Source organism: Streptomyces sp. NPDC046197, from assembly GCF_040646295.1.
Lineage (GTDB): Bacteria > Actinomycetota > Actinomycetes > Streptomycetales > Streptomycetaceae > Streptomyces.
Genome location: NZ_JBEYZY010000071.1, coordinates 1 through 13,732 on the forward strand (window position 1 = coordinate 1; position 13,732 = coordinate 13,732).

General features: G+C 68.4%; 17 protein-coding genes and 4 pseudogenes. 7 read left to right on the plus strand and 14 right to left on the minus strand.

What is annotated here, in order from left to right:
- The 3 genes and pseudogenes from AB0A61_RS40290 to AB0A61_RS40300 all read left to right on the plus strand — a co-directional run.
- Positions 1 to 84, plus strand: a pseudogene (locus AB0A61_RS40290) (transposase); the annotation flags it as partial.
- A 52-nt stretch (positions 85 to 136) separates the two neighbouring features.
- Entirely contained in the window at positions 137 to 784 is a 648-nt protein-coding gene (locus tag AB0A61_RS40295; RefSeq protein WP_361304392.1) for a transposase, read from the plus strand.
- A 55-nt stretch (positions 785 to 839) separates the two neighbouring features.
- On the plus strand, positions 840 to 1,262 hold the full coding sequence (locus AB0A61_RS40300; RefSeq protein ID WP_361304395.1) for a DUF4259 domain-containing protein: 423 nt from the start codon (positions 840 to 842) through the stop codon (positions 1,260 to 1,262).
- Between the two features lie 61 nt (positions 1,263 to 1,323).
- On the opposite strand, the gene AB0A61_RS40305 is transcribed toward AB0A61_RS40300, so the two are convergent.
- Complete coding sequence (locus AB0A61_RS40305; protein ID WP_361304398.1) at positions 1,324 to 1,479, minus strand: hypothetical protein; 156 nt, start codon at positions 1,477 to 1,479, stop codon at positions 1,324 to 1,326.
- Positions 1,480 to 1,850: 371 nt separating this feature from the next.
- On the opposite strand from AB0A61_RS40305, the gene AB0A61_RS40310 reads away from it, so the two are divergent.
- Complete coding sequence (locus AB0A61_RS40310; protein WP_361304401.1) at positions 1,851 to 1,979, plus strand: hypothetical protein; 129 nt, start codon at positions 1,851 to 1,853, stop codon at positions 1,977 to 1,979.
- A gap of 325 nt (positions 1,980 to 2,304) precedes the next feature.
- Here AB0A61_RS40310 and AB0A61_RS40315 read toward each other — a convergent pair whose 3' ends face one another.
- Entirely contained in the window at positions 2,305 to 3,039 is a 735-nt protein-coding gene (locus AB0A61_RS40315) for a hypothetical protein (protein ID WP_361304404.1), read from the minus strand.
- 415 nt (positions 3,040 to 3,454) lie between these two features.
- Between AB0A61_RS40315 and AB0A61_RS40320 the strand changes: the two genes are divergently transcribed.
- A complete protein-coding gene (locus AB0A61_RS40320) occupies positions 3,455 to 3,751 on the plus strand; it encodes a WhiB family transcriptional regulator (protein WP_361304407.1) in 297 nt (98 codons plus the stop codon).
- Between the two features lie 122 nt (positions 3,752 to 3,873).
- Here AB0A61_RS40320 and AB0A61_RS40325 read toward each other — a convergent pair whose 3' ends face one another.
- The 7 genes from AB0A61_RS40325 to AB0A61_RS40355 form a co-directional block, all read right to left on the minus strand.
- Positions 3,874 to 5,028, minus strand: coding sequence for a hypothetical protein (locus tag AB0A61_RS40325; RefSeq protein ID WP_361304410.1), 1,155 nt, complete (start codon positions 5,026 to 5,028; stop codon positions 3,874 to 3,876).
- A 52-nt stretch (positions 5,029 to 5,080) separates the two neighbouring features.
- The gene (locus AB0A61_RS40330) at positions 5,081 to 5,479 is read right to left on the minus strand and encodes a hypothetical protein (RefSeq protein WP_361304413.1); all 399 of its coding nucleotides are present in this window, start codon (positions 5,477 to 5,479) and stop codon (positions 5,081 to 5,083) included.
- Positions 5,480 to 6,315: 836 nt separating this feature from the next.
- On the minus strand, positions 6,316 to 6,693 hold the full coding sequence (locus AB0A61_RS40335; RefSeq protein ID WP_361304416.1) for a toxin Doc: 378 nt from the start codon (positions 6,691 to 6,693) through the stop codon (positions 6,316 to 6,318).
- Positions 6,694 to 6,697: 4 nt separating this feature from the next.
- Positions 6,698 to 6,949, minus strand: a complete 252-nt coding sequence (locus AB0A61_RS40340) for a hypothetical protein (protein ID WP_361304419.1) — start codon at positions 6,947 to 6,949, stop codon at positions 6,698 to 6,700.
- 265 nt (positions 6,950 to 7,214) lie between these two features.
- Positions 7,215 to 8,255, minus strand: a complete 1,041-nt coding sequence (locus tag AB0A61_RS40345; RefSeq protein WP_361304422.1) for a hypothetical protein — start codon at positions 8,253 to 8,255, stop codon at positions 7,215 to 7,217.
- Between the two features lie 2 nt (positions 8,256 to 8,257).
- Positions 8,258 to 8,653: a hypothetical protein gene (locus AB0A61_RS40350; RefSeq protein WP_361304425.1), complete on the minus strand. Its 396-nt coding sequence runs from the start codon at positions 8,651 to 8,653 to the stop codon at positions 8,258 to 8,260.
- A 130-nt stretch (positions 8,654 to 8,783) separates the two neighbouring features.
- Positions 8,784 to 9,644: a hypothetical protein gene (locus AB0A61_RS40355; RefSeq protein WP_361304428.1), complete on the minus strand. Its 861-nt coding sequence runs from the start codon at positions 9,642 to 9,644 to the stop codon at positions 8,784 to 8,786.
- 173 nt (positions 9,645 to 9,817) lie between these two features.
- Between AB0A61_RS40355 and AB0A61_RS40360 the strand changes: the two are divergent.
- Positions 9,818 to 10,165: pseudogene (locus tag AB0A61_RS40360) on the plus strand (HNH endonuclease family protein); the annotation flags it as partial.
- Positions 10,166 to 10,347: 182 nt separating this feature from the next.
- Here the strand turns inward: AB0A61_RS40360 and AB0A61_RS40365 are convergent.
- From AB0A61_RS40365 to AB0A61_RS40380, 4 genes and pseudogenes are all read right to left on the minus strand, one after another.
- Entirely contained in the window at positions 10,348 to 11,175 is an 828-nt protein-coding gene (locus AB0A61_RS40365) for a sugar nucleotide-binding protein (RefSeq protein WP_361304431.1), read from the minus strand.
- Between the two features lie 189 nt (positions 11,176 to 11,364).
- On the minus strand, positions 11,365 to 12,168 hold the full coding sequence (locus AB0A61_RS40370; RefSeq protein ID WP_361304434.1) for a hypothetical protein: 804 nt from the start codon (positions 12,166 to 12,168) through the stop codon (positions 11,365 to 11,367).
- A gap of 56 nt (positions 12,169 to 12,224) precedes the next feature.
- Positions 12,225 to 12,695 carry a GNAT family N-acetyltransferase gene (locus AB0A61_RS40375; protein WP_361304437.1) on the minus strand — a complete coding sequence of 157 codons (471 nt, stop codon included), beginning with the start codon at positions 12,693 to 12,695 and terminating at the stop codon, positions 12,225 to 12,227.
- Between the two features lie 89 nt (positions 12,696 to 12,784).
- Positions 12,785 to 12,958 (minus strand): annotated as a pseudogene (locus AB0A61_RS40380) (DUF6233 domain-containing protein); the annotation flags it as partial.
- A 223-nt stretch (positions 12,959 to 13,181) separates the two neighbouring features.
- Between AB0A61_RS40380 and AB0A61_RS40385 the strand changes: the two are divergent.
- Entirely contained in the window at positions 13,182 to 13,580 is a 399-nt protein-coding gene (locus tag AB0A61_RS40385) for a hypothetical protein (protein ID WP_361304440.1), read from the plus strand.
- Positions 13,581 to 13,616: 36 nt separating this feature from the next.
- On the opposite strand, the pseudogene AB0A61_RS40390 reads toward AB0A61_RS40385, so the two are convergent.
- Positions 13,617 to 13,732: pseudogene (locus AB0A61_RS40390) on the minus strand (IS5/IS1182 family transposase); the annotation flags it as partial.

Here is a 13,732-nt window from a genome sequence, read left to right on the forward strand (position 1 = left end):
ATCCGCCGCTACATCATCTGGCGGAACAAGCACGCCGCAGACAAACGCCTACGCGAAGTCGTGAACAGGGCGAACGTTGCCTGATGCGGCACTAGAAGCTGGACACAGCCGCCGCGCGATCCAGCGGCAGCTCCGCATGACCAGCCGCACTGTCAAGAAGTACGCCGACGCCGCCAAGCCCGAAGACCTCTTCACCGGTCAGTGGCAGAACCGGTCTTCCGTCCTGGACCTGTACAAGACCTACCTCGACGACCGCTGGAGCGAGGGCTGCACCAACGCCTGGAAGCTCTGGAAGGAGATCGTCCCGCTCGGTTACAAGGGCAGCTACCAGCGCGTTCGCGCCTACCTGCACAAGAAGTGCACCTCACCGCGGCCCGTAACGGCACGGCCGCCTTCGCCCCGCGCTGTCGCCGGATGGATCCTCCGCCGCCCGGAAACCCTCACCGAGGCTGAAGAACTGCAGCTGAAGACCGTCCGGGCCCACTGCCCCGAACTGGACGCCCTCACTCGCCATGTCCGCTCCTTCGCGACCATGCTCACCGAACGCCAGGGTGAGTGCCTGCCGGACTGGCTCGACGCCGTCCGACGGGACAACCTGCCCAGCCTGCACACGCTTGCAGCGGGCATTGACCGCGACCACGACGCTGTCATTGCTGGCCTGACCCTGCCCTGGAACTCGGGCGCCGTCGAAGGACACGTCAACCGGATCAAGATGCTCAAACGCCAGGTGTTCGGCCGCGCGGGCTTCGCCCTCCTCCGGAAGCGAGTTCTCCTTGCTCGATAAGCGTGTCAGTGCCCTTTGACACGATGCCCAGACACCCGATCAATCAGGAGACATTATGGGCACCTGGGACACCGGCCACTTCGACAACGACACGGCCGCAGACTTCGCTCACACACTGGACGAGGCCACTGAAGCCGAGCGAGAGAGCATCCTGCGCCACGCCCTCCTCCTGGCAATCAACACCCAGGGCTATCTGGACAGCGACATCGCGGCTGAGGCTATTGCGGCCGCTGCCCTGGTTGCCGCCCAATGCCCGGGAGGTGAGCCCATCACCACGGCCTACGGTCCAAAGCATCCCTTGCCGCAGCTCTCGCCCGATCTCCGGGATCTTGCGATCCGGGCACTCGACCGAGCGGTCACCAAGCCCTCTGAACTGCTGGAGCTTTGGGGTGAGGCAGACCGCAGCGGCCCCTGGCGAGAGGGAATTCACCAACTGCGCGACACGCTTACCCACACTGGTCATCACAACCCTGCGTGATCGCTCCACAGAACCTGCGCCAGAACCTGTTCTCGTGAACAAAGCCAGTTGAGGGTTCCCGTCAGAACTTGCCCAGATGCTCCACCGTCTGGTGCCCCAACTGCTGGCGGAACGTGGCACAGAAGCTGGCGGAGAGCGGCGGCCACCCCCAGAAGTCGAAGGCGAGGGCGCCCACCGCGAAATTGGGCTCCCACTGCCACTCGGTAACCGAGACCAAGGCACCGCAGGTGGAGCAGGGGGTACTCCCCTCACCCGTTTCCTTCCAGGCAGGAGCCAGCGAGCCACCGAAGACGCGCACACGCGTATGTGGCCGGCACGGAGCGGACGGTGCGCTGACGCAGCGCGGCGGCTGCCGGCGCTCGGTGCCAGACCGGGAGTGGCGGTTCTCTGCGCTGCTGAACGGTTCGCCTGACGGACCGGGCCCACGGCGTGGGTGCGGATTTGTCCCGTGCCCCAGACCGCTGCACCAACTCCTTTCCCATCGCAAAGGATAAGTGAATTTTGCCCGCTTTTGCCCCTGGTGATCCTGGGCCGCTGCTGCTGGGATCACCCCTGTTCGACCGATTCACCTTCTTCGAGGAGCCTTCGATGAACCAGCGCCCGTCCACCTCCCGACCGCTGTCCGTCATCCGCCCGTTCGTGTCCGCCCGGCCGTGCGCCCGTCCCGGCGAGGACCTCGCCGCGCGTCCGCTCGCCTCGGCCGCGGCGCGTCCGTAGCGGCACGGCAGCTCCTACCCAAGCGCCCGCCCGGGCCCCTCATCCCATCCCGGGCGGGCGCCGCCGTATCTGGGCCCGCACCGCCCCTTCCTGACCAGTGGCCGCCGGAGGCGGCGCCGTCTGGGCCGGCTCACGCCGGCGCCACCATGACGCACACCCGACACCCAGTGACCATCCGCCGGAACAGGGCCCGAACCCCTTGCGGCCGTCCGACCGATGAACGCCGCCACTGGACCGCTACCGGCAGCAGCAGGAGACGGGGGCCGGGCGCCCGCCGGCCCCCGTCTACACCTGAGCCGGAACCTTCTCGCCCGCCTGCGCGGCCTCACCGCTTGAGGCTGCGCGCGCTGTCCCCATGGGCGGTGTACATCGCTGAGCCCTGCTGGTTGGTCTTGGCGATGGTGTCCTTCGTGACGAGGGTCTCCAGGGTGTTGCGCACGGACTGTACGGACGTGGCCCGGTCCGGATGTTCCTTCGCGAGGTCGTCATAGACCTCGCGGGCCAGGTGCGGCTCTCCAGGAGTTTTCAGCAGGATTCCCAGGACCAACTGCTGCAGGCCCGGCTGTTTCGGCTTGCCGGCCTCCGGGGCTGATGTGCCCTTCTTCTCCGCAGTCGGCTTCATGGCAGCCGTCTTCTTCGTGGTGGCTTTCTTCGCAGCCGTCTTCTTGGCGGGCGCCTTCTTCCGTGCGGAGGACTTGGACTGGGCCGGCTCGCTGTGGTCTTCCTGCCGGGGCGGGGGAACGGCCGAGGCCTCGTTCGCGCCAACAGCTTCGACCGCGGCGCTGTTCTCGCTCTCGCCTGCCCGCAGTCCGCCCTTGCTCTGAGACTGCACATCGACGGCGTCGTCTTCGACGTCACCAGCGACAGGGGGAAGCGGCAGCGACGCCTGCCATTTGACCAACCACCTCTCCTCCTGCTGAAGCTCTTCGAGCTGCCGCTGCAGGTCGGTGATCTGGGCGGCGATCTCACCTTGCTTTCCGCGGTTTGCCGCGAGGTCTCCTGCGCATCGCTGCGCCCACACGCTCTGGATGGGGGTGGTGTTCTCGGAATCACTGGCCACGACGGCATGCTCCTTGTGCCTCGGATGATGCTGCCGGATGCTACCCATCTGTACACAGGGGTAGGTGCTGTCCAGCACAATCACCACCCGAGCGGGACCGCTCAGGGATCCCCCGTGGGGCATGGGGTGAACACTTCGGCAGTGAGCTGCCTGAGGCTCTATGTCCCGCGATCCTCCCCGGCCACGACCGCGTGCTCTGCGGTGCGGCTTGCGTCCCGCGCGTTTCACACCGTGGCACAGCAACTGCCGCTGCCCTCAGCCGCGTCCCGCCTGGCCGAACGGCGTACTGCCTGGCGGCTCGCGGAGAACCGCAAGCCGCGAGAGTGGTGCATACGCGCTTCACGGCCGGGCACACCCGTCCTGACCAGCGCAATAAGGTGAATGCTGTCGCTGGTTGCGACAGGGGAGGGAAGCCATGCCGAGTGCGCGGGGCCACTGGAGTGAGGACGCCGCCTGCCGAAGCTCCGAACCGGATGAGCTGTTCGTGGACGGCAACCCACGTCAGAAGCAGGCCAAGGCGGTCTGTACAGGGTGCCAGGTGCGCACCGAGTGCTTGGCCGAAGCCCTCGACAACAGACTTGAGTTCGGCGTGTGGGGCGGTATGACCGAGCGCGAGCGTAGAGCACTGCTGCGCCGCAGGCCGGACGTCACCTCGTGGTGGAAGGTTCTGGACGACGCCCGCCGCGACAGCGAGCAGCCACAGGCCGGTTGAGAGCGACGGTCTCGAACGCTCGCCAGCAGGTGCCGGTGCGCGTGTGTGTCCGCCCGCACGACAACGCCGCCTGAACGCCCAGGCCTCGCTCCTACCGGATGCGCGGTGCCTGCTGCTGAGAATCATGGTGGTGTGCCCTGCCGCTGCTGTTCGGCAGGCGACGGCTGTCCCGCGGCCGACTGGCCGGCCGCCCGCTGCGCGATGCCCTCCAGGAGCCGGTTCGCCATGGCGATGATCTCCGCCCCGCGCCCTACATACGGTGAGGGAGCCTCCTCGCGGTGTGCCTTCTGCCCCGGGAGCAGGTCGCCGATTTCGCTGTAGCGGGCCAGGTACCCGAGGCTGATGTTTGTCTGCGACGCCGTGGGCGCGATGGCGGCGTCCACCAGTGGGTCGAAGGCGGCGCGGTGGGTGATTCCGGGCCGCTGGGGGGACCGCCAGGACAGCTCGGCCAACTTGACTTCGATGCCAGGCGAGTTGGGGAAGCCCAACCACGTGGGCATGCTGTGCCAAAGCGGCTCCTGGCCGTGGAGAGGCTGGATTCGGAAGGTCACGTGCGTGGTTGCCTCCTGGCGCGCCGCGGCGAAGACCTGCTCCTGGTGAAGGTCTTCGTAGGCGGCGTGTTCCGTGGTGTTCCAGGCGGAGCCGTGCGGCAGGCTTCCGTAGCCGATGTGGTCGAGGATGAGCCCGGCCCGCTCGGTGGCATCGCGGCTGTTGTCGTGGACGACGGAATGCAGTCTGGGGGGAAGCATCACCCGCATCCCCCCGTATAGCTCGTCGCGTCCAGGGTCAGGCCCGTGGAGGGTCGGCTCACGGTACAAAGCGGCGTACTGCCGGGCTTCGTCTTCCATGGACTCGCCGTACCGGTACACGTTCTCCCGATGGCCGTCCACGCCCTGATAGCGGTTCCGGTAGGCATTGCTGCTCTTCTGGGCTGCGACCACGATCGAGTCGAAGTACGCGGCCCACTCGGCTGGCGGGCGGTTGTGTATGTTCCGCTCCGGCGCGGGCTCGCTGTAGCCGTTCCACCACAGGGTTCCCCCCGCGGTTCGCATGCCGTGGTTGATCCAGGCGGTTGGGCAGGCGGCGTACAGCGCATCCATCATCACAGAGGCCAACTTCCGCCCACGGTAGGCGGGGACGACCAGGAGATCTGAGACCTCGAGAGCCTGTCCGTCGGGGTGGACGAAGAAGTCGAGGTGTCCGGCGTGCTCTGCCCCTACCAGCGCCATGATGCGCCGGCCCGCCCAGCCTCCGCTGCCGATCTTCCAGCCGGTCATCCACAGCGACCGCCTGCCGCGTCCAGCTGTGTCTCTGCCCCGCCATAGCCGGCTACTGCCTCGGCGAGGGCAGGCCCCACGCTGCGACCACCCTGCTGTTTGCCTGACGGACCTGCGGCAGTCCCAGCAGAGTCTCGGTGACCGTCTGCTCTACCTCCTGGACCGCTGTGCGGTGAGGAAGGCCCGAGAAGGCGCCTCCTTCGGCTTCGAGCACACTCTGCACGGTGACCGATACGCCGGCCTCGGAGACAGGCCGGGGCTCGGCATGCGTCACCAGCTGTACCTCGCGCTCGACTTCGCCCGCGGCACCGGGATCCGACGAAGAGTCGAAAATGACCTCGGCGCTGCCGCTGAGCACCGCAACCAGCCGGGCGACCTCCGATGCCGGTCCAGTCATCCGTACACGGGTGAAGGCCGGACCTGTAGAGGAGGAAAACTCTGCACTCACCACTGCTCCCTGCTGCAAGGACGCGTCCGCGCTGTCTCTGGGTGCTGAGCCCACGGACCACTCTGGAACGGCTGGCGCCCAAGTCGGCGCCGTTGCACATCACTTTGGCGGGTGTGATCCGACCGGCCAGATCACAACTATGCCTGCTGCATGCTGGCGCGCATGGCTCGGCAGGGTTCCGAAGACCAGGGGCAGGGACGCAACCGCTGATCGTGTTCCAAATCGCGGGAGGCGGCGATGGCCCACCCGCTGGCATCGCCGCCTGGTCCCCAGCCTGGTGAGCAAGCCATACGCCGCGATCCCTCCCAGACCATCGGCGGCTACCTGGAGGCAGTGCCCAGTACGGCATTGGCTATGGCGGGTCGGTCAGCGGGATCGACGCGCAGCGCACAGCAACCGTGCTCGGCCGCCACCACCGACGGGCCGTCGATCGCACGGCAGCCCTATGGACCGAGGACACTCCCTGAGGGCAACCCTGCTCGTTTCGTAGACCATCAGGCACGGACAAGCCGCGCTCACGCGCCGATGTACGTGCGAATAATGATGCGATTCCGTACGGTTTCAGTTCCCGGCTCTGACAGGACAACCGGGGCGGCGGTCCCGCGCTCCGATCGCACGCCGCGCGGGACCGCCATCAACGGCCGCGGCGAAGGGCCGCAGGCCGGCCATGGCCGATGCGCAAGGCGTCATGCCTGGCCCTGCAGGGCCGGGGCCGGTTGAGGCTGGGCCCCCACCCACTTCTTCAGCCGGAAGCCTGGTCCGTACAGAGCGCCCGCTGGAAGCGGCACGGGACATCGGGCAGGCACGCCCACCGATCGCGGCCGCGCCGGTGCGTGCTGTCAGATGCGCCAGGAGCGGATCCTGTCGGCGGCACCGAAAACGGTGTCCTTGCCAGCGATGAGGTCCTTGCACAGTTCGACGAGTTCCCCGTACGGGGAGTCAAGACCTTCGCCGCTGGCATGCATGTAGGCGATGGTGACGGCGCACGCGTAGCGGACGTTGAGGGACGGCAGCGGCCGCAGGAGGAGCAGGGTGTGCAGCAACGCGGCCGCGCGCCAGGAAGCGTCCGGATCGACGCCGAGGCGCGGCGGATCGACTCGGTGCCGCGCCACAGCTGCGACGAGGGCGGAGTAGTCGTTGATGTGGGGCCGGTCGGGGAGAGCGGTCTCGTGCTGCTCGAGAAGCCAGCGCACGTCGATGTGGACGGCAGGTGCCATGGATTCAGGCGGCCCTGCCCGTGGTGCCCGCTACGGGGCCGTCATCGATGCCTGCAGCGGCGATGGCGTCGGCCAGCGCGGGGTCAGCGAAGACCCGCTGAAACTCCTGCGCGGCGCTCCTTAGGGCCCGGTGGTGGGCGATGGCGTCAGCGGTGGAGGCCTTCACGAACGCCTTCATCGGCATGCCATGCTCCCGGGCGACCGCCCGGAGGTCTTCGAGCTCCGCATCGGAGAATTCCACGTTGAGTGCTGCCATGACCTCAGGGTACCGCTGGGGTACCCGGGGCTCAATCATTGCAGGCCACACGTGCTAGCTCAGGTACCCAGGGTACCCCAGGCAGGCCCGCTCGCTGCTGCCAAGCCGTGGCGGGATGAGTCAGCCCGCAGGCGCCTCGCTCGCCTGTCGATGCCGTGTGCTGCAGGAGGCTGAGCGCGGCGTCCGGCTGCCGCAGGGCAGCGGCCGTATCGCTTCCCGCCCCGGCCCCCGCATACCGAGGAAGCCTGATGACCGTCGTTGTCCCTCAGCCGGCCGGCCCGGGAAGAGGACGCTGTGGCCTGACCAAAGGCAGGCCGTCGAGCGGCTGGTGCGCCACCTGCACCACCCGGGTACGCGTGGGCTGTATGTGTCGGCGACCGGGACCGGCAAGACTGGACGAATCGACGGTCGAAGTCCCCATTACCGCGGACGCCTGCACCAGCATGGGCGTGTTCCGGTACAACCCCTCAAGGGAGAACGGCTGACCACTCGCCGGTCCGGCCCGGGGGGAACCTGGCGGTGCGTAAGGGGACCGGGCCCTCGTCTGCTGAGAGCGAGCGGCACGCGTGGCCGCCCGCGGGGCGACCAACGGGGCCTCACTTCTCCCGGTGGAGACCCGGGTGCGCGGAAGATTGCCGTGGCCGAGATGTTCCAGCAGCGCCTCGGCCCGCGAGGCGGCGTCCTGGCGTTCGTCGTGGACGTGAGCGTGTAGACGGGGCGGCAGAAAGAGCCGCGTGGCCCCATGAAGAGGCTGGGCAGCCGGATCCAGCATCGCGGCCCGCACCGGACGGTAGAGCGAGCGATAGCGGTCGGCCTCCTGCTCGCCTCGCTCCCCGTAGCGGTAGACGGCATCGCGGTGGCCGTCGAGGCCGTCGCGGTTGTTCCTGTGAACGAGTTGCGCCTTGTCGGAGGCCACCTCCACCGCGTCGAAGTAGGCGGCCCACTCGCCGGGCGGCCGGTTGTGGACGTTGCGCTGCGGGTCGGGTTCCCGGTAGCCGTTCCACCAGCGGGCACCGTCGCGGCTGCGTGTGCCGTGATTGATCCACGCGGTGGGGTAGGCCGCGTACAGGGCGTCCATGAGCACGCTCGCCAGGCCCCTCCGCTGGAAGCCGGGGTACACCTCGAGCATCCACACCCGCAGGGCCTGCCCGTCGGGGTGGACATGGAAGTCGAGGTTCCCGGCGGCAGACCGGCCGACCAGCACGACCAGGCGGCGCCCCTCCCACGGCTCACCGACGTGCATCCGGTAGTCGGTCAGCCACAGCGACAGTCCTTCGTCGGGCAGGCCGTCGTCGTCCGCGGACACCGTTAGCGGGCGTCAGCAGGCGTCGGTGTCACGGTGACGAGCCGGCTGCGGGCCTCATGGACCCCCTCCAGCCCGGCCAGTGCGGCAGCAGCCGAGTCCTCCAGCTGATGGGCGGCCGCCTGCCCGGCCAGCCCGGGCCAGCGGCCGGTATCGATGCCGAGCACGCTCTGCACGACGGCCTCGGCCTTCCCCGACGTCTTCACCGGCTGGGGCCCGTCGTAGGTGACCACCTGGGCCGTGCACACCACATTCCCCCGTGTGTCGGGCGCGGACCGGTGGTCGAAGATGATCTCACCTGTACCTCCCAGAGCGGTGATGAGACGTGCGACGGCCTCCGGCGGCCCGCTCAGCTGGATCTTGGTGTAAGAGGGCTCGGGTGTCCTCGACGGCTCGCTCACGACTGCTCCCAGAAAGTATGGATCGTTGTGAAGTAAGAACTCCTCTGCAAGCAGCAGGAGTTCCCCCTGTTCCTGCAGCACACCTTGCCTGCGTGCCGGAGGCGTGACTGCACCTTCGCTAAACAGGACCTCATGCCGTCCTGATGTCTACACCGCACCGGGAGTGACCCGCTTGGCGCGCTTGAGGACCGCCGGCCGGGCGGCCACCAGCAGTCCTCCATGTGGTTCGGCCCGCCTGCCTCCGAGCGCGCATGGCACTGCCCTGCGCGGTTTCACGCAGCTGCTCGTACAGCCTGTCGTACTTGACGCCCCCGCTGCCTGGGACCCTGCCTGCCTTCCCAAAAGGTGGGCCGCGGCAGATGATTGTGTTCCCCCCAGGGGACATCCACCGGTCCCGGGCAGCCGCAGAACCGACCACAGCGATGATCTTGCGAGCACCCGAGCAGCCAAGGGCGCCGAACTGGTCGATGACAGAGACGCCCGGCCCGCCTTCCGTGTCGGCGTTCAGCGTGTTCGGACACAGGCTCCGTAGGCGTCCGTCTGGCGCAGCACGCGCGCGTCCTGGGCGGGCGCTGGCCATGCCTGGATGAAGTAGTACTCGGTGATCGATGAAGTAGTACTCGGTGATCTCGTCGGGGGCGAGGTCGATCGCCGTGTCGCGGCCGCGGGCGTGGATGCGAAGCCGGTAGTGGCCGGGTCCGTCGAAAGAGAGGGCTGGCAGTTCCTCGTCCAGGTCGTCCATCAGACCGCGCACCATGAGGTCCCCGGATGCCGAGTGCAGGGACACTTCCACGATCTCGTCCCACTCAGCGTCTCCGCGCTGGGGCGTGTCGGTGTGCAGGCTGATGGTGACGGCTACGTCGCCGGTGTGGATGCCGGTGTGGACGGTGGTGATACCGTCCTGCAGCTCGACCAATCCATTGTGGGTGTAGGGCACGTCGGGACCGGCTGGTCCGGCCTCGTCGCTGATCTGGAACTGGTGGTACTGCACGGGCACGAATCCGCGCCAGGTCTCGTTCTGATCGCTCATGGCATGAGTGCCTGGGGGGCGGGCCACTGTTTCCTGGGCACGGTCGGTCGTAGCTACAGGCTGAAAGCTGCACGTCCGGTTCTGAGGGGGCCCCGTCCCTGCGAGGGGACGGGGCTACCCGACACGACCGTTACATCAACGGTCCGTCCGGTCTGGACATCGACCACCTGGTCCCGCTCGCCGAGGCCTGGGACTCTGGCGCCTCCGCTTGGACCGCCGCCGAGCGCGAGGCGTACGCCAACGACCTCGGCGACGACCGTGCGCTGATCGCGGTGTCGGCCGCCTCGAACCGGTCCAAGGCGGACCAGGACCCCACCACGTGGCTGCCGCCAGCCGTCGCGTACCGCTGCCAGTACGTTACCGACTGGGTGGCCGACAAAACCCGCTGGGGCCTGAGCATGGACACCGCCGAAGAAACCGCACTGTCCGACCAGCTCAGCACCTGCGCGGATGAGCCGATCACCGTTGTCCTGGCACGCTGAGCGATACCTGGACGAGTTGGGCCGTACGGCGGCGGGCTGCAGCCAGGTCGGCCGCCGGCCGAGAGTTCGGCCGTGAATGCCAGACGAGTCTTCCAGGCAGAGCAGTTGGGGGTTCCGGTGCCTTGGACCCAGTCGAGTTCTCCACCCAGACGCCCCAGAACTTGCTCCGTCAGGCTGGGCGGTCACGCTGGTGTGGTGCAGAAGTTGCGGGCCCCCCGCAGCGTGGTGCGTAGTTTCTGCTGGGTGGCCCGGCTGTCGAGGCGTACGTCGAGGGCGCCGGGAAGTGCGCTGTGTGCCCGCAGGCCCGTGGGCAGCCGGGAGGCATCCAGGCCGTCGCGTCTGGCGATGAGGGTGCCGAGCTCGTGGCGGCTTACGGCGTCGGGCCCTGCGAGATGGTGGATGCCGGCGGCGTCGTCGCACGCCAGTTCCAGGAGGGCGGCGGCCAGGTCGGCGACGTGCACCGGGCAGCGGATGTCGTCGGTGAACAGGACACCCTGGCGGGTGCCGGCGGCCAGTTCATGCACGACGCGCTCATGCACGGAACCCCCATCGCCGATGATCAGCGACGTGCGGGCGACGACGGCCTGCGGATGCACGAGGAGGATCCCCGTCTCGGCTGCCGCCTTCGCCGCCCCGTACGGGGTGACGGGGTCAGGCAGGCACGACTCGTCGTAATGGACTCGGGCGCCGGAGAACACCGCGTCGCTGGACACGTGGACCAGGCGGCTTCCGAACTTCGCCGCCGCCATCGCCAGCCGGACGGGCCCCTGCGCCGTCACCGCCCAGTCGGCGTCGCCGCTCGATGCGTTGACGACAAGATCCGCGCCGACTTCGGCCATGACGGCATCCACGCGTCCTGGATCCCGCAGGTCAAGTGGGTACCACGAGGCGTGGGAAGCGGTGCCGGGCCTGGTCGCGTAGGTCGCGGCCGTTACGTGACCGGCCATGGCCGCCTGCCGGATCAACTCGGCGCCTAGGAAGCCGCTCCCGCCGATGATCAAGACCGTCATGACACGAAACGGTAGACCGTCCCGGTCGGCACCGGACACGGCACCACAAAAGGGCGAGAGCGAGACGAAACTCGAGAACACCAGCCGTGAGCCTGTTGGGAGCCTGGGCGTACCTCTTGCTGCTGATCACAGGCCGGGCGGATCGTGGCCCTCAACGTCACGCTCCACCCCGTAGGGGGCTCGTAAGTCTCACGTCCATGAGGTGCTGAACAGGGCGTATTCGAGGAGGTCGGGTGAGGCGCCGGACGGCCAGGTGGGCGTTGCCGCTGCTTGGCCGGCGGCCGCCTGCATGAAGGAGAGGTAGACCGCGTAGCGGTGCGGTGACCAGTTCCTGTCCCGCCACACCCATCTGGCGATCGAGCCGTCGGGGTCGTGGCCCATCTCGCGGCCGACCGCCTGGGCCAGGGATCGCAGGCGTCGGGCCAGTACCCGGTCGAGGATGAGGGGCTGGGGGCCGGTTGCCGACGGCACCGTCTTACCGGCGAAGTACAGGAACTTGGTGTAGAACGACGGCCCGAACCCGGGAATGCTGCCCTGCAGCCCCGCGTAGGCCGCTTCGGCGCCGCGTTCGCGCAACGTGGTGAGCGCATTGGACAGCTTTGTGTCCACATCGTCGACCTTCAGGATGTTGTGGAGGGTGGCGGGGCCGCTGCCGCCGCGAGAGCCCCGCTTCCCCTTTCCCCACACGTAGGTGGCGACCAGCGCCTCCCTGTAGGCCTCGCGCCGCAGCGCATCCGCGACGACCGATGCCACCTGCGCCCGGCTGATTCCGGCATCCGTGACCTGGGACCTCGACGCCAGTGCCGAGGGCCAGGGGGTGATGTGTGCCCACTGGCCGGGGGAGTAGCGGACTATGTGCGCGCCCGGCGTCTCGTCTGCCAGCCGTGCTGCGTTCTCACTCCACCAGCGGCCCAGCGCCCGCAGAGCCGCGTCAGGCAGCAGACGCATGGTCATCTCCTGGTCCACCGCGTCCGCCCGGTCCTGTCTGTTCACCTTCCGCTCCACCCTTCGCCCGCCGCCGGCTCGCGCGGGGCGGATACGTGCTGTCCTCATACTCTGCGTTCCAGCACGGGCCGCAGGGGGCGTTGCGGTCGGGAGGCCCGAGGCGGGGGCGAGGCCGAGATGTGGGCGCAGACTCCCGCGTACTCGCCAAGGGCGATGCCGGTCTCCTGCTCCACGGCGGGGAAGAACTGCCGTGCCATGGGGGACTGGTGGGTGGTCTGCCAGGCGTAGTCGGGACCGTCGGCCAAAGCACGAAGGATCATGCGCCGGCCAAGACCCCGGCGCTGATGGTCGGGATCGATGGAGATCTTGTTGATGCTGCCACTGCGGCAGGCATCGCACACTCGCCACACCAGGCGGCCCACGTCGTAGCCGTCCCGGTCGAACACCCGCAGGTCGCGGTGTCCGGCAGGGTACTGGGCGGGCCAGTACACGAACCGCACCGCGCGGTGCCGCGTGGTCAGCATCATCCAGCGCCACCGCAGCGGCGAGAGGTGCTCGGGAACGGGCGGTGTCATTGCCGCTCCTTCCGGCCGGCCCGGGACGCAGGAAGAACCAGTGTGCACCGCCAACCCGGCCGCAATCCGGCCGATCCCAAATTCCTACCTCAGGTAAATCCCAGCTCGACGTCCGGCCAGCACGGCGGGCACGCCGCGACTCCTCCGCCGAGCGCCTGCACCCGCAGCGCCGACTCCCGCGGCACGCCCCGGCTCCGTTTCGCGACGTTCCGGCAGCCGCCGGTGTGCACACAGACCGGCGCGCTGTGCCGATCGAGGCCGAGCTCGAGGAACCAGTCCGGTGCCCGAGCCGGCCCTGCTCGCTCTGCTGGTGGTCCACCTGCCGCCGCTCCCTATCCGCGATCACCGGCGGGCGCATGCGAGGTCGCACCGCGCCCTCGGACGGACCCCTGCTTGCCTGACTAGCCCCCCATGCCACGACTGTGCCCGCAACGCGGCTGAACGCCGCACCCATGTATTCAATTCCCAGAAAGAGCCTGTCCGTTCATGCTCAAGTACACGCTGCCCGTCCACAGGTGGACCATCCAGCACCGAACCCTCGCCTTCACGCCGGTCCCCGCCAGCGACTACCAGCACCCGGCCGTCGACGACCAGCACGCCCCCACCCGCGTGACCGTCCACATCAACACGGGGATGGCCGCGGCGCTCCGCATCGCCGAGCGCTACCTCACCCTCGTCCACGCCCGCGTCGCCTACAGCGACCCGGGTGCCCTTCGCCGCACGGCGGACGACGTCGTGTATGCCGAAGCCCGCGCCCGCGCCGAAGGCCTTACTCCCAGCCAGCGCAAGGAAGAGAGCTTGTACGCCCTTCACAGCGAGGACGACGCGCTGCGGATGGATGCCCTGACCGACGTCATGCATGAGCGCGGCGAGATCGACATCTAAGAGGGCGTTTGAAGTAGGCAGATTGCCCTTGATGCCCTAGTACGTTCCTCGCCAGGTGGGGGTGGTCTCGTCCGTTATGCGCCTGGCGAGGTTGTCGATCGAGGCGATGTGGATCATGGCTTCGGAGCTGGCGGTGAGGGTCTCGTAGTCGC